Origin of the sequence: Streptomyces sp. NBC_00038 (assembly GCF_026343635.1) — a bacterium.
Taxonomy (GTDB): Bacteria; Actinomycetota; Actinomycetes; order Streptomycetales; family Streptomycetaceae; genus Streptomyces.
The window spans coordinates 4,381,892-4,401,515 of record NZ_JAPELQ010000001.1; the positions used below are offsets into that span (position 1 = coordinate 4,381,892).

A 19,624-nucleotide genomic window follows, 5' to 3' on the forward strand; every position below is an offset into this window, starting at 1 on the left:
CCGATGCGGGGGTCTGGGGGCGCAGCCCCCAGGTACGGGACGGGTAGGGGCGGAGGGGGCGAAAAAAGCCGGCCGGAGCCCCGGACGCACAAGGCGCCCACGCCAGAGAAAAGCAAGCGCTTAGAAAAGTGCGGCCGGAGTCACACCCCCAGAGCGGTGACCTCGACGGTACGTACGGGTAACTTCCCACTCAGCCATGCCCAACCCCCCGTACGCCAATGGAGCCGTCGATGCCCGAAGCCGTGATCGTCTCAGCCACCCGCTCCCCGATCGGCCGCGCCTTCAAGGGCTCCCTGAAGGACGTACGCCCCGACGACCTGACCGCCACGATCATCGAGGCCGCCCTCGCCAAGGTCCCCGAGCTGGACCCGAAGGACATCGACGACCTGATGCTCGGCTGCGGCCTCCCCGGCGGCGAGCAGGGTTACAACCTCGGCCGCATCGTGGCCGTCCAGATGGGCATGGACCACCTCCCGGGGTGCACCATCACCCGTTACTGCTCCTCGTCGCTGCAGACGAGCCGCATGGCCCTGCACGCCATCAAGGCGGGCGAGGGCGACGTCTTCATCTCGGCGGGCGTCGAGATGGTGTCGCGCAGCATCAAGGGCTCCAGCGACGGCCTCCCCGAGACCCAGAACCCCTTCTTCGCCGAGGCCGTGGCCCGCACCGCCGCGGTCGCCGCCAGCGAGGGCGCGACCTGGCACGACCCGCGCGAGGACGACCTCGTCCCGGACGCGTACATCGCGATGGGCCAGACCGCCGAGAACCTGGCCCGCATCAAGGGCGTCACCCGCCAGGACATGGACGAGTTCGGCGTCCGCTCGCAGAACCTCGCCGAGGAAGCCATCAAGAACGGCTTCTGGGAGCGGGAGATCACCCCGGTCACGACGCCGGACGGCACGGTCGTCGCCAAGGACGACGGCCCCCGCGCCGGCGTCACCCTCGAAGGTGTACAGGGCCTCAAGCCGGTCTTCCGCCCGGACGGGCTCGTCACGGCCGGCAACTGCTGCCCCCTGAACGACGGCGCCGCCGCCCTCGTGATCATGTCGGACACGAAGGCCCGCGAGCTCGGCCTGACCCCGCTCGCCCGGATCGTCTCGACCGGCGTCACCGGCCTCTCCCCCGAGATCATGGGCCTCGGCCCGGTGGAGGCGTCGAAGCAGGCCCTGAAGCGCGCGGGCCTGACCGTCGACGACATCGACCTGTTCGAGATCAACGAGGCCTTCGCCGCCCAGGTGATCCCGAGCTACCGCGACCTCAACATCCCGCTGGACAAGCTGAATGTGAACGGCGGCGCCATCGCGGTGGGCCACCCCTTCGGCATGACCGGCGCCCGCATCACCGGCACGCTCATCAACAGCCTCCAGTTCCACGACAAGCAGTTCGGCCTGGAGACGATGTGCGTCGGCGGCGGCCAGGGCATGGCGATGGTCATCGAGCGCCTCAGCTAGTACCGCTCCTGTCACGGGAGTTGAACCCAGCGTGACCGAACTGGCCCAGATCCCAGCAACCACAGGGATCTGGGCCGATTTGTGATCCAATCCCCCCCAAGATGTGACCTATCTCCCCCTGGAGAGCGATTTACGCAGGTCAGAGCCGTTGCGCGGCTAAACCCCAGGCCCAAAGTCCTGTCCTTTTCGTGACGTTACGCACTGACAGCGGGATGGTCCGCCCTTCAAGCTGATGTAGGAAGTCGGGGGTCGACTTTGAACCGGGAGTACGTCAGTGAGCGCCATGCCGATTGCTTTGCTGCTCACCACGACCGCCACCGCGGTCGTGGGCGTCGCCGTTCTGCGCACCCTTACGGGACTGCGCCGGCAGGTCGCGGCCCTGCACACCGAACTCGCCGCGAGCCGTGCCACGGCCGCGCGAGGCCTCGTACCCGCCGCCCGCGCGGCCACGGACGCGGACGAGATACGCGCCGCAGTGGCCGAGGCGCTCGCCGAGGAGCGGGAGCGGGAGCTTGCCGAGGCGCGGGCGTTCTGGGCCGCCCAGGAGGCGCGTGACGCCTCTGACATGCCTTCCCTGCTCGGTCTGCCCGACGGCGAACCGTTCCTGCCGCGCCACTCGGACTTCATCGGCCTGGAGTACCTGGAGCCGGTGACCGAGCCGGGCCTGGACGCAGAGGAGTTCGCCGGCGACTCCCCCGAACTGGCCGCGGCCCGCCGCCGCCACCCGTCCCACCCGGACTTCGTACCGGTCCAGTCACCCGTCGTGAACGACCATGAGCGCACGGTGGCCTGCCTGGAGGAACTCGCCGAGTCCCGCACGGAGCTGGCGGACGTCCGCCCCGGCCCGCTCGGCACCCTCGACGTCTACGTCTTCGCCGACGGTACGACCCTGTGCATGACCCCGGGCCACCGCGAGACCGCGGAGCAACTGGCCGCGGCCCTGCGCGCGGGCGCCGCCCCGGTCCTCCTCGGCGGCTCCGGCGTCTCGGGCGCGTACGCGCTGACGTTCGCGTGCGGCGAGGAGAACGTCTACATCTTGGCGGACCGCGTCATAGCGTCCCTGTAAACGGAGTCGAGCAGGAGCGCCCCTTCAGGGGCGCGGGGAACTGCGCGACCAGCCACGAACCACCCGCGGTGAAAACACAGCGCGCCGGAGTCGATCCGATCCCAGGATCAAACCCCGGCGCGTTTCTGCGCCTCCGCCACAAGCCCCACAGCCTCCGCGAGCTCCCGCTCGTTTTTCAGTACGAGCGCCAAATCATGCACGGCGACGGTGATTTGATCGGCGGCGGCGAACATCCCCGCGTCGGGCATCTCACGGGGCTCCCCGGAGGGGTCCTCCACACGCTGGGTCCACAGGGCCAACTCCCTGGCCAGACCCAGCGCCTCGGCGGCAGCCCCCCGCTGCAGCCGGCTCTGCGGCGCGGCCCGCAACCGGTCGGCGAAATGGTCCACGGCACGGGTCAAAGGCGTCGTATCAAGCACGCGGCGAGCGTACGCGCCGCAGCAGGACTGTTGCCAACAACCCAACCCTCAGGCACGGTGGCGTGAAGGACCGGCTTACATCCCCATTGCGTCCGGAGGCGCCGATGTCCCAAGTGTTCTCCCAGGAGACCCATCGCAACCTGCTCGCCCGCATCCCCCATTGCACCGGTCGTGAGATCTCCGACTGGCTGCGCACCGTCGACGAAGGCCCCGCGCTCTTCCGCTTCGAGGAGAAGGTCAGCTGGCTCCGCGCCGAGCACGACCTCGCGTACGGCCACGCCAAGGCGATCATCCACGAGTACGACCTGAGGAGGGCCGCGCGCAAACTGCTCTGAGCGCGCACCACCGGCACCACAGGCATGCGAACCACAGACACCACAGACACCACAAACACCACAGTCGCCAACAGATGTCCGACAGATATCCGACACCGCAGGCATCCGCACACGGCAGAGGGCCCGCGAACCGGTGGGTTCGCGGGCCCTTCAGTCGGTCGATGCCGACCGGAGCCGGCGGCCCGACTAGTCGTCGCCGCTGAAGATGGCGACCAGCCGCAGCATCTCGACGTAGATCCACACGAGGGTCATGGTCAGGCCGAACGCGGCCAGCCAGGCTTCCTCGCGGGGCGCGCCGTACGCGATGCCGTCCTCGATCTGCTTGAAGTCGAGCGTCAGGAAGAACGCGCCGAGGATGATCGCGATGATGCCGACGATCGCACCCAGCGGGCCCATGCTGCGCAGTCCGCCGTCCTCGGCGACACCGAAGACGACCAGCAGCAGGTTGACCGCCGTGACCAGGATGAAGGCGATGGCGATGGCCATGCCGATGCGCGCGTACCGCGCGGTCACGCGGATCCAGCCCGCCTTGTAGATCAGCAGGGTCGCGCCGGACACCGCCATGGTGCCGAGCACGGCCTGGAAGGGAGCGCCCGACCACCGGCTGTTGTACATCTCGCTGATGACCCCGAGGAAGACGCCCTCGAAAGCGGCGTAACCGAGGATCAGCGCGGGCGAGGCCTTGCGCTTGAAGGACTGCACCATCGCCAGTACGAAGGCGATGAGGGCGGAGCCGATGGCGAGCCCGAAGCTGGTGCTGGTGACCGGCAGCAGGGCCCAGGCCAGGATGGCGCCGACGGTGACGGTGCCGAGCGTCATGGCCGAGCGCATGACGACGTCGTCCATCGTCATCCGGCCGGTGGTGACCGGGGCCTGCGGCGGAGCGCCTTGCTGGAGGTCCTGCTGCGCGTAAGGGTTCTGCGCGTACGGATTGGCGGCGCCCTGGGCGTACGGGTTGCCCTGCGTGCCGACAGCGGGTCCCCCGGCCTGCGGCGCCGCGTTGAATCCCGCGTAGCCGTTGTCGCGGCTGAACCCCCGTCGCGAGAAGACCGGGTTGCTGCTCCTCATTTCACTCCTCCATGGCCACCGTGCGTGGCGTTGGCTCAAGAGTAATAGGTAGGCAAAGGAAAGAGCCTAGTGCTTGGGGAGGATCTTTCCCTTGTCATGACGCGGAACACGCTACGTGCTGCCCTCATTCCCTGCGACGGAGCACCCAATCCATGACCAACCCGGGACACGGCCGAGACCGGCCGGACGACCGGTTCAGTCCAGCGGGAACCCGGTGTACCCGTCCGCGAGGTCCGTCTCGGCCGCCCGTGAGCCGACGACCCGTTCCAGCCGGGCGAGCTGGAGGCGGTTCTCGAAGGGGGTCGCGTCGGGGGCGGGGTGCAGCATGGTCGTCATGTCGTACGAGAACCGTTCGGCCTGCCAGACGCGGCGCAGGCAGGTCGCGGAGTAGGTGTCGAGCAGTTCGGCCGATCCGGTGTCCCGGAGCCGGACCAGGGCGCGGGCGAGGGTGACGACGTCGCCGACGGCGAGGTTGAGCCCCTTGGCTCCGGTGGGCGGCACGATGTGCGCGGCGTCCCCGGCGAGGAAGAGCCGCCCGTGCCGCATCGGCTCGTGGACGTAGCTCCGCATCGGGGTGACGGACTTGGCGGTGATGGGCCCCCGCCGCAGCCGCCACCCGTCCTCGGTCTCGAACCGCCGCTCCAGCTCGTCCCAGATCTCCTCGTCGCCCCACGCCTCGGCGTCCGTGCCCTCGGGCACCTGGAGGTAGAGGCGGGAGACGGTGGGCGAGCGCATGCTCAGCAGGGCGAAGCCGCGGTCGTGGCGGGCGTAGACGAGCTCGTCGTGCGAGGGGGGCACATCGGCGAGGATCCCGAGCCAGCCGAAGGGGTACGTCCGCTCGAAGACGCGGGAGAGATCGGCGGGCACGGCGTTCCGCGCGACCCCCCAGAATCCGTCGCACCCCACCACGTAGTCACAGTCGAGTACGTCCTCGCGCCCCTCGTACGTGAACCGGATCCGCGGCCGGTCGCTCTCGGCCCCCTCCACCGCGAGCGCCTCGGCCTCGAAGAGCAGTGGCCCGCCCTCCTTGAGCTGGAGGGCGATGAGGTCCTTGCACACCTCGGTCTGCGCGTACACCATCACGGAGCTGCCCCCGGTGAGGCCGGGAAAGTCGACGCGGTGCCGCTTGCCCTCGAACCGCAGCTCGATCCCGTCGTGCCGCAGCCCTTCCCGGTCCATCCGCTCACCGGCGCCCGCGGCCCGCAGCACGTCGACGGTCCCCTGTTCCAGGATCCCGGCCCGCTGCCGATGCTCCACATAGGCCCGGTCCCGGCTCTCCAGGACCACGGACTCGATCCCCGCGTTGTGCAGCAGCCGCGCCAGCAGCAGCCCGGCCGGCCCGGCCCCGATGATCCCGACGGTGGTACGCATCGGCACGCCCCTTCGCGTTCCTCGACCCACTTGCGTTCGCACAGTGAAATTTACTTCACCAATCTCTGAACGCGAGTCTCCGACGACGTACGCCCTCTGTCAACAGTCCTCCGCCAACGGCTGCGGCTGGGGGATTCCTTACCCGACCTTCTGCCAGCTCTTGCACCCTGTGGTGGTGAAGGCCTTGTCGGTAGACGCGATGGTGACGGTCGTCCGCCCCTTCGTGGCATTCGCGGCGATGATGTCGCCCACCTCGCCGGAGGTGCCGCTCAGCCGCTCCCAGCTGCAGTAGGAGACGAGTCCGCCCTGCGGCCCGGCACTGTTATAGGTCCCCGCCACGATGTCCTTGCCGACGACGAAAGTCCCGTCGCCGGAGAACTCGTCCGCCGGTCCCGCCCCCGTGGAGTCGGAGGCCGCGCTCTCCGCCCCCGTGACCGGCCCCGTGGTCGCCGTGGCAGTCACGGTCTCGGCCGGCCGCGCGGCATCGCCCCCGGAGTCACCCCCGACGGCCGACCCGATCAGCCCGCCGACCAGCAGCCCGACGAGCCCGACGGCCGCGTGCGTCAGAACCCCCCGCTTCGACCTCCCCGAACCCTGCGCAGGGGCAGACTGCGGGTCTCGCTGCAGCGGTCCTCCAGGAGGACCGGAAGGGAGCCTGTCGTTCATGGCTTCAGAGTGCGTCCGAGCCACGCGGGCCGCATGTCGTGCACGCGGCGTCCACACCCGCCGCTCGCGTGGCCTGCTTGGAGAGACCAGGCAGCCCATCACAGGTGGGCGGCGAGCCATTCATGGTCGAGGATCGCGTGGACAACGGAGTCGCGCTACTCCATCGCCTCTGGATGTGCCCGCGGACGACGCCTTCCTCGACCATTCCGGCCGCGGTCATCGTCTTCGCGGATGCCTCGCTGTGGGGGGGACCGGGCGCCCCACACGCGGTGCAGACCGAGATCATCGAAGGCGAGACCTAGGAGGAGGTGAACGGTCTCGACGCCGTAGCCGACTCCCCAGGCGCAACGCCCTACCCGCACGACCCATGTCGACAGCCCGGACACGACCGGACGAACGCCGGACGGTCACAGTACGCATCGGCCGAGTCACGGATCACGGTAAGCACACACCGCCACGCTCAGTGACGTGAACCGGAAATCCACGCAACTCAAGTCCCCCACCCGCCACTTCACCGTTCTAACGGAGGCCGCCGAACACCTGGCCGCCGAACTCGCTGCGAACGCCGCCGCCCATGGCCGGCTCCCAGGCGGCGACTTCCGCCTCGCCCTCCTGGCCGCCACCGACGCACTCCGCATCGCAGTGACGGACACACGCGGTGACGACCTCCCGCGCCGCAAACCACCCACCACCGACGCCGAGTTCGGACGCGGCCTCCTCCTCGTCGAGGCCCTCGCCGACCGCCGAGGCGTCGAACTCGGCCCCGTCCCCCCGCAAGACCGTATGGGCGGAACTCGACCTGCCACCGGAAACTCCGGACGCACCGCATCCCGACAGCGTGTGCTCCGGTGCCCCCGGCACTCTTCCCAAGGAACACGGGAGAGAAAGTAACCGCACCAAGCCCCACCCCTCCCTCCCGCCGGTCGGAGCGCCCATCGCGCGCACTCACTCGCGCGAGTGAACATCGCCAACTCAGCTGGATTCGGGACCGGTTGCCTGCCCTACGCTCAGCGCGACACAACACAACCGCAAACATGCGACGGCCCCCGCCGGGACTGCAATCCCAGTGCGAGGGCCTGACCACAGAGGAAGACAGCACCTTCCCGATGGATACACAGAACCCTAGCGCGCCCCCGCGCGCCCAGTCCCGTATCGCGGGCAAAAACCACCCCCACCAGCAGCCCCACTCCGGCGGCGTCATCCACGACAACACCCGCCACACCACCCGCTTCACAGTGATCGGCAACCACCTCGCCCAGCACCCGAAGCTGTCCGGGCTCGCCATCGGACTCGGCGTCCACATCCAGTCCCTCCCCACCGGCGCCCGCGCCGACATCAAGACCCTCGCCGCACGCTTCCCGGAGGGCCCGACCCGTATCGCCGCCGCCCTGCGCGAACTGGAAACCCACGGCTACCTGCGCCGCACCCGCGAACGCACCGAAAGCGGCCGCGTCGTCACCCGCACCGTCTCCTGCAACCAACCGGGCCGACCCAGCGACGCGAACGACGACGCACCCGGACACCCGGTCAGACCCCCGGCCCGCCGGGCGGCGGCACCCCAGCAGAAGCCCCCACGCCGCGCCCTCCCCGCGGTACCGAAGCCCGCGTACACCTCCCCAACCCTCCTCCAGACCGCCACCGACCTCCTCGCCGACCTCCGCCGCGAAGACCCGCGCCTCCTCCTCTCCGCCACCGACGCCGAACACCTCGCCCCCGGCGTCGTCGCCTGGCTGGAGCGCGACCTCACCCCAACCGCCGTACGCCACGCCCTGACCAGCGATCTGCCACCCGAGGACCTGCGCCGCCCAGCGGCCCTCCTCGCCCACCGCCTCGCTGCCCAGCTGCCACCCCCGCCGCTGTTCCGCGCGCCCGCCTCACCACCGGTGGTCCGGCACGCCCTCCAGAACTGCGACGGCTGCGACCGCGCCTTCCGGGGCCCCGGACCCGGCACATGTCGGGCATGCACATCAGCGGGCCGATTCTCGGGAAGCCACGACGACACCGAAGCCAACCCGGCAGGATGATTCCCCCTTCACCCCACAGGACCTCATGTGCTGCCTTCCTTCGCCGCGAACGGATTCCTTCCTCTCGGCCGGTACTCCATTTCCCTCGACGATGCGGAGTCCATGCTGGTCAGCGCCCCCGAGTTCCGGGATTCCGCGACGCGCACGGGACTCTGGGACGGCCTGCACGGCTATCTCGACTGCTTTCTCACGCTTGAGGACGCGTACGCGGACGTCCTGGACGGTCTCCCACTCGTCCACCGGCTGTGGCTCGGCGGCAGCTTCATCAGCACGAAGGCCGATCCGGGGAACATCGACGCCACCCTCCTGATCGACACGCGTGCCGAGCGAGCGGTACGGGGAAAACCCGGGTCCAAGTGGCTGACCACCGCTTTCAAGAGCCGGGACAGGATGAGGCAGAAGTTCGGCGTCTCGCCACTGAGAATCGGGTACCAGCCCGTTGCCCATATCTTCGAGCCGGAACGCTTTACCCCGGACGAGCGGACATACTTCACACAACGGGGTGTGTGGGACGACTGGTGGCAGCGTTGTCGACTGCCCGACCAGGGTGACCGCTCGCCGTCGGAAGAAAGTGCCGCCCCGGCACGCGGATACCTGGAGGTGCGACTGTGACCGGCGACAGCTGGCGCGAGCGCAGGCGCGCGCTCCTACGTGACGACCCCGCCGCGGCCGAGACCGCCGCGCGTCTCCTCGACGAGTTGGGCACCGAGGACAGGGACGACGAGGACATCGAGGCGGAGCATCGGGCGAGCCGACTCTCCGCGGCGCGCGAGTACGCACCTGATGCCCGGCTCGACGAAGAACTTCAGCTCCATCTGACCGGTCCGGACACGGAAGACGGCGCTCTCCGCTTCCAGTGGGGTGATGCCCTCCTCGAACCCGTGGAGCACGCGGTCTCCGTCGCCGCACGCACGCCCGTCCAACTGGAACTCACGGGAATCTCGGCGGGCAGCACCGTGGTGCACGCCCGACCTGTCACCCCCGCCGTCCCCTCTGAGCCGTACGCCCTGGACGCTCCCGCCACATCCGCCGCGAGCACGGGCATGAGCGCGCTCACCGAGCTGCTGGCCGCGCTGGAATCGGAGCGCGACATCCGCGAGTGGGCGCGGCTCTTCGACGCGGTCGAGACACTGTCCCGCGCGCTGAGCAAGTACGAATTGGACCTGGGCGTGACCTGGTACGGCGCCGACGGCGGCATCCGCCGGGCCCGGCTCACCGAGCGAGGCAGGCGCTATGTGGAACGGCTCAGCAAGACCAGGGACCGCGATCAGCCGATCACCATCTCCGGCCGCATCACGGAACTGCGTGAAAGCGGCTGGGTGAAGGTCAAAACAGGGACGGCCAAGAACGCTCCGGCGTACGACGTCCGCTTCGAGGAACCCGAGGAACTGCTGCGCATGCGCCCCGGCCTGGGGGACAACGTCCACTTCCGGGTCCGCTTCCGGCAGCGGCTGGACTCTGTGGGCATCACGAGGTCCACGGAGTACACGTACCTGGGACCGGCGGCCGAACAGACCTCACTTCCGCTCGAGCCCTGAGCACGCCTGCCGATCCAGCCGCCGGGAGGCCACCCTGATCCCGGTGATTCAACTCTGCCCAACAGGATCGGACGGGCAACGGAGACGCAGACGTATCGCCGCTTGTTCTCGTCCCCCAGGTGATCGGGATCCCGGCTGGGGCCGAGCGCACCGCCTCGGCAGAATGCAGGGTTCCGTGCTCCCACCCTGCTCCCGATGCACGAAAGAGATACGGCCCCTTCCTGCCGTTTTGACAGGTAAGGCGCCGTGAAGTCGGAAGTGCCCGGAACCGGACTTGAACCGGTACGCCCGCGAGGGGCAGCGAGGTTTAAGCTCGCCGTGTCTGCATTCCACCATCCGGGCAGGCCATGGGCTCCGCATCGAGGTTCCGAGCCTATCGGGACGCATCGCCCCAACAGCGGGCGGGCGGACCGATGTTGTCTTATTTTATTGATGCCTGAGGGTGCATCAGCCCTCGGTACGGGCCATCCGCACTTGCCAATAGCCTTGTCGGAGACTTTCGGCGGCGCATGCGGAATGACGGAATTTCACCGTCCGAACAAGCGGCCTCCACGGCATTCACGGCACCGGCGGCCGCCGGCCCTCAGGGACGGGCCTCATCCCCAGGTATGACACGGGCGCTCGCGGTGCGACCGAAGTCGCCCCCCGGAACCGGAACAGCGGCTGACTCCATCACCCCGAACGGCCACGACGATGGACACACGTCCTCGGAATTCGCCGTCGTCCCGACAGGAGCACCCTCCCGTGACCACCACCCCCATTGCCGACCGGACCACCACGGTGGCCGCCCGCGCCACGGAACTCTCCAAGGTCTACGGACAGGGAGAGACCCAGGTGGTCGCCCTCGACCGGGTCACCGTCGACTTCCGCCAGGCGGAGTTCACCGCGATCATGGGCCCCTCGGGGTCCGGCAAGTCCACGCTGATGCACTGCGTGGCCGGACTGGACTCCTTCTCCTCCGGCTCCGTGCGCATCGGCGAGACCGAGCTCGGCTCCCTCAAGGACAAGCAGCTCACCAAGTTGCGCCGGGACAAGATCGGCTTCATCTTCCAGGCGTTCAACCTGCTGCCGACCCTGACGGCCCTGGAGAACATCACGCTCCCGATGGACATCGCCGGCCGCAAGCCCGACCAGGCGTGGCTGGACACGGTCATCAAGATGATCGGCCTCGCCGACCGCCTCAGCCACCGGCCCTCCCAGCTCTCCGGCGGCCAGCAGCAGCGTGTCGCCGTCGCCCGCGCGCTCGCCTCCCGGCCCGACATCATCTTCGGCGACGAGCCGACCGGAAACCTCGACTCCCGGGCCGGCGCGGAGGTCCTCGGCTTCCTGCGCAACTCCGTACGGGAGCTGGGGCAGACCGTCGTCATGGTCACCCACGACCCGGTGGCCGCCGCGTACGCGGACCGCGTCATCTTCCTGGCCGACGGCCGGATCGTCGACGAGGTGCGCGAGCCGACCGCCGACTCGGTCCTGGACCGGATGAAGCAGTTCGACTCGAAGGGCCGCACGAGCTGAGGTCCATGGCCCTGCGAGCCGACGCTCGCCGGTCCATCCGGCCGGGCGCCCGTCGCGCCGCCCCGAAGACTTCCTCTACCTCCCTGGACTGAGACCCCATGTTCCGTACCGCCTTGCGCAACGTACTCGCGCACAAGGCCAGGCTCCTGATGACCGTGCTCGCCGTGATGCTCGGCGTGGCATTCGTGTCGGGGACCCTGGTCTTCACCAACACCATCTCGGACGCCTACCAGAAGAGCTCCGCCAAGGGCTTCGACCAGATCGACGTCGTCATAGAACCGGAGAGCCCGGAATCCACGGGCGACACGGTCGGCAAGGAGCAGAAGCTCACGCAGGCGCTGCTCGACAAGACCGCCGAGGTGCCCGGTGCGGCCTCCGCCGTCGGCGTCGTCAACGGCTTCACCGCCATCGCCGACAAGGACGGCAAGCTCGTCGGCAGCGGCTTCCAGTCCCAGGGCGGGAACTACTGGGAGGAGAACGACCCCCGGTATCCGCTGACGGGCGGTCAGGCCCCGCGCGGCCCGAACCAAGTCGCCATCGACTCCGAGACCGCGAAGCGGGCCGGATACAAGGTCGGCGACACCGTACGCCTGTCCGTCGACGGACCCGTCCTCACGCCCACCATCTCCGGCATCTTCACCACCGACGACGGCAACGTCGCGGCCGGCGGCAGCCTCGCCCTCTTCGACACGGCGACCGCGCAGAAACTCTTCGACTCGGTCGGCACCTACGACGAGATCGACGTGAAGGCGGACGCCGGCACCAGCCAGACCACCCTGCTGGCCGCGCTCGACAAGGTCGTGCCGAAGGACGTCGCCTCCACCACCACCGCCGAGAAGGCCGCCGCCGACCAGGCCGAGCAGATCGCCTCGGCGATGAGCGGCATGAAGACGGGACTCCTGGTCTTCGCCGGCATCGCACTGTTCGTCGGCACCTTCATCATCGCCAACACCTTCACGATGCTGGTCGCCCAGCGCACCAAGGAACTCGCGCTGCTGCGCGCCGTCGGCGCCTCCCGCAGGCAGGTCACCCGGTCCGTACTCGGTGAGGCGTTCGTCGTCGGCGCGGTCGCCGCGGTCGCGGGTCTGGTCGCGGGCATCGGCATCGGCGCCGGGATGCGCGCCCTGATCGGCACACTCGGCGCGCCCGTGCCGGACGGCCCGCTGGTGATCTCGCCGGGCACGGTCGCCACGGCCCTGCTCGTCGGCGTCCTCATCACGATGCTGGCCGCCTGGCTGCCGGGCCGCCGCGCCGCGAAGATCCCGCCGGTCGCCGCGATGAGCAGCGTGCACGCGCAGGCGACCACGAAGTCCCTCGTCGTACGGAACACGATCGGCGCCCTCTTCTCCGGAGCGGGCATCGCCGTCGTCCTCTACGCGACGACCATGAGCGGCTCGGACGGCCAGGCCCCGATGGGCCTCGGCGCGGTCCTGCTCATCATCGGCGTCTTCATCCTCACGCCGCTGCTGTCCCGCCCGCTGATCGCGGCCGCCGCCCCGGTGCTCCGCATCTTCGGGGTCTCCGGCAAGCTCGCCCGCCAGAACTCCGTACGCAACCCGCGCCGCACCGCCGCGACCGCCTCCGCCCTGATGATCGGCCTCACCCTGATCACCGGCATGACGGTGATGGCGGGCAGCCTGCAGAAGTCGATCGACAAGATGGCCAGCTCCGCGATCAAGGCGGACTACGTCGTCTCCATGGCGAACGGCATCTCGCTCTCGCCGGACGTCGAGAAGAAGCTCGCCGGTGTCGACGGGGTCACGGACACCAGCGCGCTGCGCAACTCGCCCTCGCGCATCGACCAGGAGACCGAATACCTGACGGGAGTCAACGGCGCGTCCATCGCCAAGCTCACCGACCTCACCATGGAGCAGGGCTCGTTCAAGGTCGGCGGCAGCCAGGTCGTGGTCGACGAGGACACCGCCAAGTCGCACGGCTGGAAGGCCGGTTCGGACTTCACGGTCTCCTACGAGGACGGCACGAAGCAGCAGCTGACGGTCGCCGGTGTCTACCAGGGCAACGAGATGATCTCGGGCATCATGCTCGACAACTCGACGCTCACCCCGCACACCACGGACGCCTTCGACATGCAGGTCATGCTGAAGACGTCGAGCGGCGCGTCGGACGCGACCAAGGGCAAGCTGGAGAAGGCCCTCGGCGACAACCCGGCCATCCAGGTCCAGGACAAGAAGGACATTTCCGACAGCATCGCGAGCATGTTCACCCTGATGCTGAACATGCTCTACGGCCTGCTCGCGATGGCGGTCATCGTTGCCGTCCTCGGTGTCATCAACACCCTGGCCATGTCGGTCTTCGAGCGCTCGCAGGAGATCGGGATGCTGCGCGCGATCGGCCTCGACCGCAAGGGCATCAAGCGGATGGTCCGTCTGGAGTCCCTGGTCATCTCGCTCTTCGGTGGCGTGCTCGGCATCGGCCTCGGCGTGTTCTTCGGCTGGGCCGCCGGTGAGCTGCTCGGCAGCAGCATGGCGACGTACGAACTGGTCCTGCCCTGGGCCAGGATGGGTCTCTTCCTGCTCCTCGCGGCGACGGTCGGCATCCTCGCCGCGCTGTGGCCGGCGCGCCGGGCGTCCCGCCTGAACATGCTGTCGGCGATCAAGTCCGAGTAGCAGAGCACGAGTTCGGGGCCCCGTTCCCTCCCGAGGGAACGGGGCCCCTTTCTCGTACACGCACGCTCCTCAGTTCCAGGTACGCGCCCTCAGCGGCATCCCGGACGCGCCGGACGCCTCCGGTGTCCTGACCGCCAGCACCTGGTTGACGCCGATGCGGTTGTGCTCGAAGGCGAGCGCGGAGGCCGCCATGTACAGGCGCCAGACGCGGGCACGGCCGGGGCTGGTGAGCCGTACGGCCCGCGTCCACTGCTCCTCCAGGTTGGCGACCCAGCGGCGCAGGGTGAGGGCGTAGTGCTCGCGGATCGACTCCACGTCGCGGACCTCGAAGCCGGCCCTCTCCAGCTGGGTCACCGTGGTGCCGACGGGGGCGAGTTCGCCGTCCGGGAAGACGTACGCGTCGATGAACTCGTCGACGGAGTAAGCCGATTCGTCCCGCCGCGGCGGGCGCGCGATCTGGTGGTTGAGCAGCCGGCCGCCGGGCCTCAGCAGCCGGCCCAGCACCTCGGCGTACTCCAAGTACCGTTCGGCGCCCACGTGTTCGGCCATCCCGATCGAAGAGATGGCGTCGTACGGCCCGTCCGCGACATCCCGGTAGTCCTGCACCCGGATCTCCACCCGGTCGGTGAGCCCCTCGTCCGCGACCCGCTTACGGGCGTACGCGGCCTGCTCCTGCGACAGCGTCACACCGACCACGCTCACGCCGTGCTCACGGGCCGCGTGGATGGCCATGGAACCCCAGCCGCACCCGACGTCGAGAAGCCGTTGCCCCGCCTTCAGGTCCAGCTTGCGGGCGATGAGTTCGAGCTTGTCGCGCTGTGCGTCCTCGAGAGTTCCATCGTCCTCCCAGTAAGCGCACGAGTAGACCATCGACGGGCCGAGGACGATCTCGTAGAAGTCGTTCCCCACGTCGTAGTGGTGGCTGATGGCCCGCCTGTCGCTGCGCTTGGTGTGCAGGTGGCGGCGTCTGCGCACCTCCTCGGCGGGCGGGGCGGGCGGCAGCGGCCCGGCCAGCTTCACCAGGCCGCGCAGGGCGGCGCGCACCTCGGGGTCCCGCAGTGCCTCCCCGACGCCCCTCGCGCCCTCTCCCCGCTCCCACAGGAGCCCGGACATCAGGTCGAGGGCGGTGTACAGGTCGCCCTCCACCCCTAGGTCTCCGGCGACCCATGCCCTCGCGAGGCCCAACTCTCCCGGCTTCCACAGCAGCCGGCGCACGGCCCGCCGGTTCCGTACGACGAGCACGGGGCCGCCGGGCGGCCCTGCCTCCGAGCCGTCCCAGGCGCGGATGCGCAGCGGGAGCGGGGCTCCCAGCAACTGTTCGACAAGGCTCTTCAGCCGCAGCGCGGCGTCCTGCATGGCGCACACCTCCGTGACGACACTCCCGAACGCTCCAACACTCACGTAAACACCAACATGGTCTTCGCGCAGTCCCCCTTCCGCGTTACGGCTTCGCAAAATACGTGCATGGGCCATGTTTTTGGTGATGCCTCTGACGCCACAGAAATGCCCACAGAAATGCCCACGGGAACGCCGAAGGGGCCCCCCGCACCACGGATGGCGGGAGGCCCCTTCGGGGCGTTCGGGACGTTCAGTGACCGGAGGTCAGGAGGCCTTGGCCTTCTCCTCGGTCTTGGCGGGCGCAGCGGGAGCGGCAGCGGCCGCCGGGGCGGGCGCGGGCTTGGCGGCCTCGTAGAACTCCTCGCGAGGAGTCTCCATGGCACCGAGCGAGACGACCTCACGCTTGAGGAACATCGCCAGCGTCCAGTCCGCGAAGACGCGGATCTTCCGGTTCCAGGTCGGCATCGCCATGCCGTGGTAGCCACGGTGCATGTACCAGGCGAGACGGCCCTTGACCTTGATCTTCATCTTGCCCATGACGATCATCGCGACGCCCTTGTGGAGGCCGAGCCCGGCCACCGCACCCTTGTTGGCGTGCGAGTACTCCTTCTGCGGGAAGCCCCGCATACCGGAGATCACGTTGTCGCCGAGGACCTTCGCCTGACGCAGCGCGTGCTGGGCGTTCGGCGGGCACCAGGCGTTCTCGACACCGGCCTTGCGGGCGGCGGCGTCCGGAACCTGGGCGTTGTCGCCCGCGGCCCAGATGTAGTCCGTGCCCTGCACCTGCAGCGTGGTCTGCGTGTCCACGTGACCACGCGGGCCGAGCGGCAGACCGAAGCGGGAGAGAACGGGGTTCGGCTTGACGCCGGCCGTCCAGACGATCGTGTTGGAGTCGACCTCGAGGCCGTTCTTGAGCACGACGTGACCGTCGACGCACGAGTCCATGGAGGTGGAGAGGTAGATCTCCACACCGCGGCTCTCCAGGTGCTCCTTGCCGTACAGGCCGAGCTTGGGGCCGACCTCGGGAAGGATCTTGTCCGCCGCGTCGACGAGGACGAACCGCATGTCCTCGCGGGACACGTTGGTGTAGTACTTCGACGCGTCGCGGGCCATGTCCTCGACCTCACCGATGGTCTCCGCGCCCGCGAAGCCACCGCCGACGAAGACGAACGTCAGCGCCTTGCGCCGGACCTCTTCATCGGTCGTGGAGTCAGCCTTGTCGAGCTGCTCGAGAACGTGGTTGCGCAGGCCGATGGCCTCCTCGATGCCCTTCATACCGATGCCCTGCTCGGCGAGGCCGGGGATCGGGAAGGTGCGCGAGACCGCGCCCATCGCGACGACGAGGTAGTCGAAAGGCAGCTCGTACGCCTCACCCACGAGGGGGGCGATCGTCGCGACCTTGCGGTCCTGATCGATGGTGGTGACCCGACCGGTGAGGACCTCCGCCTTGGGCAGCACGCGTCGCAACGGGACGACGACATGCCGCGGGGAGATGCTGCCGGCGGCGGCTTCGGGGAGGAAGGGCTGGTAGGTCATGTACGACCGGGGGTCGACAACCGTGACGGTCGCCTCTCCGTAGCGCATCTTCTTGAGAATGCGCCGAGCTGCGTACAGGCCTACGTACCCACCGCCTACTACGAGGATCCTGGGACGCTCCGTGGTGCTCATGCCATCGAGTATCCACCTGCCCCAGGGGGGTCGCTCGTGAGCCCCTTCACAAGCATGGGTGGACCCTCTGCTACACTCCGCCGCCCACGTGACCCAGGTCATGGCGCCGGAGGGGAACCACCGTGTAACGCGGACCGTTGTCAACACCGCGTGAGCTGCCACTCCGTGTCCACGGAGGCCCCGCGAAGGCCCTCCGAACCGACCGGGCCGACCCCCGTTTCACACGGCCGAAACACTCCCCGAACGCTCCGGTGAGCACCCTTCCCGGCCTGCTGAGCCCCCCGGAAGGGCCCTGGGGAAGAAAACCTCGCCCAACAGGGCCTTTTTCCTTGTGAAGAACTTCACGAACTTTTCCGACGGCGCGTCGCCGAGAGGTTTTCCAGGGCCCTGAAGCGCGCTCATACGTTGTCCGACCTGCTCAGGAGAGGCGCCCGGCGAGGCGAGCCACCACTACGCGATCGACCAGGCGATCCCGTCGAGGATGTCGTGCTCGCTCACCACGACCTCCGTCGCGCCGATCCGCTCCATCACCGAAAGAAGCACCAGGGCACCGGCCGCGATGACGTCGACACGGCCAGGGTGCATCGACGGGATCGCGGCCCGTTCGGCATGCGTCGAGCTCACCAGCGACTCGGTGATCTCACGGACGCGCTCGTACGGGACCCGGGAGTGGTGGATGGCGACCGAGTCGTACTCGGGAAGGTTCTGCGCGATCGCCGAGACCGTGGTGACCGAGCCCGCAAGCCCGACCAGCGTGCGCGCCTCCCGCAACGGCACCGTCTGCTCCGCGAGGTCCAGGGCCGCTCCGATGTCGGCGCGGATCGCCTCGACCTCGGCGGACGCCGGCGGGTCACTGACCTTGCCCTCGTGCACGAGGTGCCGCTCGGTCATCCGCACGCAGCCGATGTCGACGGAGCGCGCGGCACGCACATGGTCCTCGCCCACCACGAACTCCGTGGACCCGCCGCCGATGTCCACCACCAGGTACGGCTTGGCAAGGTCGTCCCGGCCCGTCAGCTCCTTGGTCGCACCCGTGAAGGAGAACTCCGCCTCCTGGTCACCGGTGATCACCTCCGGCTCGACACCCAGGATGTCCAGCACCCCGCGCACGAACTCGTCCCGGTTCTCGGCGTCACGGGACGCGGAGGTCGCCACGAACCGCAGTCTCTCCGCCCCGTGCTCCTTGATGATCGCCGCGTACTCACGGCAGGCGGCGAAGGTCCGCTCCAGCGCCTCCGGGGCGAGCCGCCCGGTCCGGTCGACACCCTGACCGAGCCGCACGATCGTCATACGGCGGTCCAGGTCGACGAGTTCACCCGTCTCCGGGTCCGCGTCCGCCACGAGCAGCCGGATCGAGTTCGTACCGCAGTCGACGGCGGCGACACGGGTCACTTGGCGGCCTCCTCGGCGGCGGGGGCCGCCTCGGCGCCGAGCTGCCGGGTGTCGTCATCCGACGACGTCACGCAGGGCCCCTTGCGCCACCACTCCGGCAGCATCCCGATGGCCTCGTCGCCCAGCGGGTTCACGCCCGGACCCGCCGCCAGGGAATGACCCACCAGCACATGGAGGCACTTCACCCGGTCCGGCATGCCACCCGCGCTGGGAAAGCCCTCCAGGACCTCGATGGAGTCACGCCGCGCGATGTAATCCTCGTGAGCGGCGCGATACGCGGCGGCCAGCTCCGGATCGCTCGCCAGACGGTCCGTCATCTCCTTCATGACCCCGTTGGCCTCCAGCGTGCCGATCGCGGAAGCGGCACGCGGACACGTCAGGTAGTACGTCGTCGGGAACGGCGTCCCGTCGGGAAGGCGGGGCGCCGTCTCCACCACGTCCGGCTGACCGCAGGGACAACGGTGCGCGATCGCGCGCAACCCGCGCGGCGGTCGCCCCAGCTGCTGCTTGAAGGCCTCGACGTCCGCGTCGGTCGGCTCGGTGTAGGGGGTGGTCGGCGGGGGCGTTTGCATGCCTGGGTGCTGTCTTTCCGTGGTCAGCTATCAGATATCGAATGACAGATGACAGATTTCAATATCTGTCAACTGTCATTCGTCGGAACGGTCGGCCTTGTCCACACCGTCCCAGACGTTGGCGTACCAGGGACGGTCGGCCGCCCCCTGGCCGGCGCGGGACTGCTTCGCCGCGTCCGGGTCGATCACGATGTACCCGGTCTCCCCCGGCATCACATAGTGCAGCCGGTCCCGGATCTGCTGCTCCGCGTACGCGTCGTCCTGCCAGCGAGCCTTGAGGTCACGCAGCTGCTCGACACGCGCACGGGCCTCCTCGCGCTGCTGCTGCAGGTCGGCGACCTCGGCGCGCTGGGACACGTACTGCCTTATCGGGTACGCGAGGGCCACGACCAGCGAACAGAGGACGAGGGCGAGGAGCGCCGCCCGCCCGGTGAGCCGCGAGCGGCGCGCCTGCCGCTTGGTCTGGGAGCGGTAGACCCGGGCCGCCGTCTGCTCGCCGAGCAGCTTCAGCCTGGTCGCGGTGGAGAACCGGTCCCGGTCCTTCACGGCCATGAGTCCCGCCTCCCCGGTACAA

General features: G+C 69.1%; 18 protein-coding genes, 1 tRNA gene and 1 pseudogene. 10 read left to right on the forward strand and 10 right to left on the reverse strand.

Annotation, left to right across the window (positions count from 1 at the left end):
• Window positions 1–230 precede the first annotated feature (230 nt).
• Together OG219_RS19825 and OG219_RS19830 are read left to right on the forward strand one after the other, a co-directional pair.
• Window positions 231–1,451 (forward strand): acetyl-CoA C-acetyltransferase, encoded by a 1,221-nt coding sequence (locus OG219_RS19825; RefSeq protein WP_266828308.1) that lies wholly within the window; start codon window positions 231–233, stop codon window positions 1,449–1,451.
• 283 nt (window positions 1,452–1,734) lie between these two features.
• Window positions 1,735–2,517: a hypothetical protein gene (locus OG219_RS19830; RefSeq protein ID WP_266836156.1), complete on the forward strand. Its 783-nt coding sequence runs from the start codon at window positions 1,735–1,737 to the stop codon at window positions 2,515–2,517.
• A gap of 107 nt (window positions 2,518–2,624) precedes the next feature.
• On the opposite strand, the gene OG219_RS19835 is transcribed toward OG219_RS19830, so the two are convergent.
• Window positions 2,625–2,936 carry a hypothetical protein gene (locus OG219_RS19835; RefSeq protein WP_266828309.1) on the reverse strand — a complete coding sequence of 104 codons (312 nt, stop codon included), beginning with the start codon at window positions 2,934–2,936 and terminating at the stop codon, window positions 2,625–2,627.
• 104 nt (window positions 2,937–3,040) lie between these two features.
• Between OG219_RS19835 and OG219_RS19840 the strand changes: the two genes are divergently transcribed.
• Window positions 3,041–3,271, forward strand: coding sequence for a DUF4287 domain-containing protein (locus OG219_RS19840; RefSeq protein WP_148008763.1), 231 nt, complete (start codon window positions 3,041–3,043; stop codon window positions 3,269–3,271).
• Between the two features lie 186 nt (window positions 3,272–3,457).
• On the opposite strand, the gene OG219_RS19845 is transcribed toward OG219_RS19840, so the two are convergent.
• The 3 genes from OG219_RS19845 to OG219_RS19855 all read right to left on the reverse strand — a co-directional run bounded on the left by OG219_RS19845 (window position 3,458) and on the right by OG219_RS19855 (window position 6,376).
• A complete protein-coding gene (locus OG219_RS19845) occupies window positions 3,458–4,339 on the reverse strand; it encodes a Bax inhibitor-1/YccA family protein (protein ID WP_266828310.1) in 882 nt (293 codons plus the stop codon).
• A 195-nt stretch (window positions 4,340–4,534) separates the two neighbouring features.
• Window positions 4,535–5,710, reverse strand: a complete 1,176-nt coding sequence (locus OG219_RS19850; protein WP_266828311.1) for a 4-hydroxybenzoate 3-monooxygenase — start codon at window positions 5,708–5,710, stop codon at window positions 4,535–4,537.
• 138 nt (window positions 5,711–5,848) lie between these two features.
• A complete protein-coding gene (locus OG219_RS19855; RefSeq protein ID WP_266828312.1) occupies window positions 5,849–6,376 on the reverse strand; it encodes a hypothetical protein in 528 nt (175 codons plus the stop codon).
• Window positions 6,377–6,498: 122 nt separating this feature from the next.
• On the opposite strand from OG219_RS19855, the gene OG219_RS19860 reads away from it, so the two are divergent.
• The 5 genes and pseudogenes from OG219_RS19860 (at window position 6,499) to OG219_RS19880 (ending at window position 9,938) form a co-directional block, all read left to right on the forward strand.
• A complete protein-coding gene (locus OG219_RS19860; protein WP_266828313.1) occupies window positions 6,499–6,678 on the forward strand; it encodes a hypothetical protein in 180 nt (59 codons plus the stop codon).
• Window positions 6,679–6,844: 166 nt separating this feature from the next.
• A pseudogene (locus OG219_RS19865) lies at window positions 6,845–7,178 on the forward strand (ATP-binding protein); the annotation flags it as partial.
• Between the two features lie 304 nt (window positions 7,179–7,482).
• Window positions 7,483–8,400, forward strand: a complete 918-nt coding sequence (locus OG219_RS19870; RefSeq protein WP_266828314.1) for a helix-turn-helix domain-containing protein — start codon at window positions 7,483–7,485, stop codon at window positions 8,398–8,400.
• 27 nt (window positions 8,401–8,427) lie between these two features.
• Window positions 8,428–9,012, forward strand: a complete 585-nt coding sequence (locus OG219_RS19875) for a hypothetical protein (protein ID WP_266828315.1) — start codon at window positions 8,428–8,430, stop codon at window positions 9,010–9,012.
• On the forward strand, window positions 9,009–9,938 hold the full coding sequence (locus tag OG219_RS19880; protein WP_266828316.1) for a hypothetical protein: 930 nt from the start codon (window positions 9,009–9,011) through the stop codon (window positions 9,936–9,938). The genes OG219_RS19875 and OG219_RS19880 overlap by 4 nt, the downstream gene beginning before the upstream one ends.
• Window positions 9,939–10,197: 259 nt before the next feature.
• Here OG219_RS19880 and OG219_RS19885 read toward each other — a convergent pair.
• Window positions 10,198–10,280, reverse strand: a tRNA-Leu gene (locus tag OG219_RS19885).
• Window positions 10,281–10,682: 402 nt separating this feature from the next.
• On the opposite strand from OG219_RS19885, the gene OG219_RS19890 reads away from it, so the two are divergent.
• Complete coding sequence (locus OG219_RS19890) at window positions 10,683–11,453, forward strand: ABC transporter ATP-binding protein (protein WP_266828317.1); 771 nt, start codon at window positions 10,683–10,685, stop codon at window positions 11,451–11,453.
• Window positions 11,454–11,551: 98 nt separating this feature from the next.
• Complete coding sequence (locus OG219_RS19895) at window positions 11,552–14,080, forward strand: ABC transporter permease (protein ID WP_266828318.1); 2,529 nt, start codon at window positions 11,552–11,554, stop codon at window positions 14,078–14,080.
• Window positions 14,081–14,149: 69 nt separating this feature from the next.
• Here the strand turns inward: OG219_RS19895 and OG219_RS19900 are convergent, their stop codons facing one another.
• From OG219_RS19900 to OG219_RS19920, 5 genes are all read right to left on the reverse strand, one after another.
• On the reverse strand, window positions 14,150–15,436 hold the full coding sequence (locus tag OG219_RS19900; RefSeq protein ID WP_266836157.1) for a cyclopropane-fatty-acyl-phospholipid synthase family protein: 1,287 nt from the start codon (window positions 15,434–15,436) through the stop codon (window positions 14,150–14,152).
• 246 nt (window positions 15,437–15,682) lie between these two features.
• Complete coding sequence (locus OG219_RS19905) at window positions 15,683–17,086, reverse strand: NAD(P)/FAD-dependent oxidoreductase (RefSeq protein ID WP_266460496.1); 1,404 nt, start codon at window positions 17,084–17,086, stop codon at window positions 15,683–15,685.
• A 450-nt stretch (window positions 17,087–17,536) separates the two neighbouring features.
• Window positions 17,537–18,478: a Ppx/GppA phosphatase family protein gene (locus tag OG219_RS19910; RefSeq protein WP_266828319.1), complete on the reverse strand. Its 942-nt coding sequence runs from the start codon at window positions 18,476–18,478 to the stop codon at window positions 17,537–17,539.
• Window positions 18,475–19,050 (reverse strand): DUF501 domain-containing protein, encoded by a 576-nt coding sequence (locus OG219_RS19915; protein ID WP_266828320.1) that lies wholly within the window; start codon window positions 19,048–19,050, stop codon window positions 18,475–18,477. Before OG219_RS19915 ends, OG219_RS19910 begins: the two co-directional genes overlap by 4 nt.
• A gap of 75 nt (window positions 19,051–19,125) precedes the next feature.
• On the reverse strand, window positions 19,126–19,602 hold the full coding sequence (locus OG219_RS19920) for a septum formation initiator family protein (RefSeq protein ID WP_266828321.1): 477 nt from the start codon (window positions 19,600–19,602) through the stop codon (window positions 19,126–19,128).
• Window positions 19,603–19,624 lie beyond the last annotated feature (22 nt).

Coding starts and splice junctions, on each gene's coding strand:
- OG219_RS19825 (WP_266828308.1), top strand. CDS start 231: ATGCCCGAAGCCGTGATCGTCTCAGCCACCCGCTCCCCGATCGGCCGC.
- OG219_RS19830 (WP_266836156.1), top strand. CDS start 1,735: ATGCCGATTGCTTTGCTGCTCACCACGACCGCCACCGCGGTCGTGGGC.
- OG219_RS19840 (WP_148008763.1), top strand. CDS start 3,041: ATGTCCCAAGTGTTCTCCCAGGAGACCCATCGCAACCTGCTCGCCCGC.
- OG219_RS19845 (WP_266828310.1), bottom strand. CDS start 4,339: ATGAGGAGCAGCAACCCGGTCTTCTCGCGACGGGGGTTCAGCCGCGAC.
- OG219_RS19850 (WP_266828311.1), bottom strand. CDS start 5,710: ATGCGTACCACCGTCGGGATCATCGGGGCCGGGCCGGCCGGGCTGCTG.
- OG219_RS19855 (WP_266828312.1), bottom strand. CDS start 6,376: ATGAACGACAGGCTCCCTTCCGGTCCTCCTGGAGGACCGCTGCAGCGA.
- OG219_RS19860 (WP_266828313.1), top strand. CDS start 6,499: ATGGTCGAGGATCGCGTGGACAACGGAGTCGCGCTACTCCATCGCCTC.
- OG219_RS19870 (WP_266828314.1), top strand. CDS start 7,483: ATGGATACACAGAACCCTAGCGCGCCCCCGCGCGCCCAGTCCCGTATC.
- OG219_RS19895 (WP_266828318.1), top strand. CDS start 11,552: ATGTTCCGTACCGCCTTGCGCAACGTACTCGCGCACAAGGCCAGGCTC.
- OG219_RS19900 (WP_266836157.1), bottom strand. CDS start 15,436: ATGCAGGACGCCGCGCTGCGGCTGAAGAGCCTTGTCGAACAGTTGCTG.
- OG219_RS19905 (WP_266460496.1), bottom strand. CDS start 17,086: ATGAGCACCACGGAGCGTCCCAGGATCCTCGTAGTAGGCGGTGGGTAC.
- OG219_RS19915 (WP_266828320.1), bottom strand. CDS start 19,050: ATGCAAACGCCCCCGCCGACCACCCCCTACACCGAGCCGACCGACGCG.
- OG219_RS19920 (WP_266828321.1), bottom strand. CDS start 19,602: ATGGCCGTGAAGGACCGGGACCGGTTCTCCACCGCGACCAGGCTGAAG.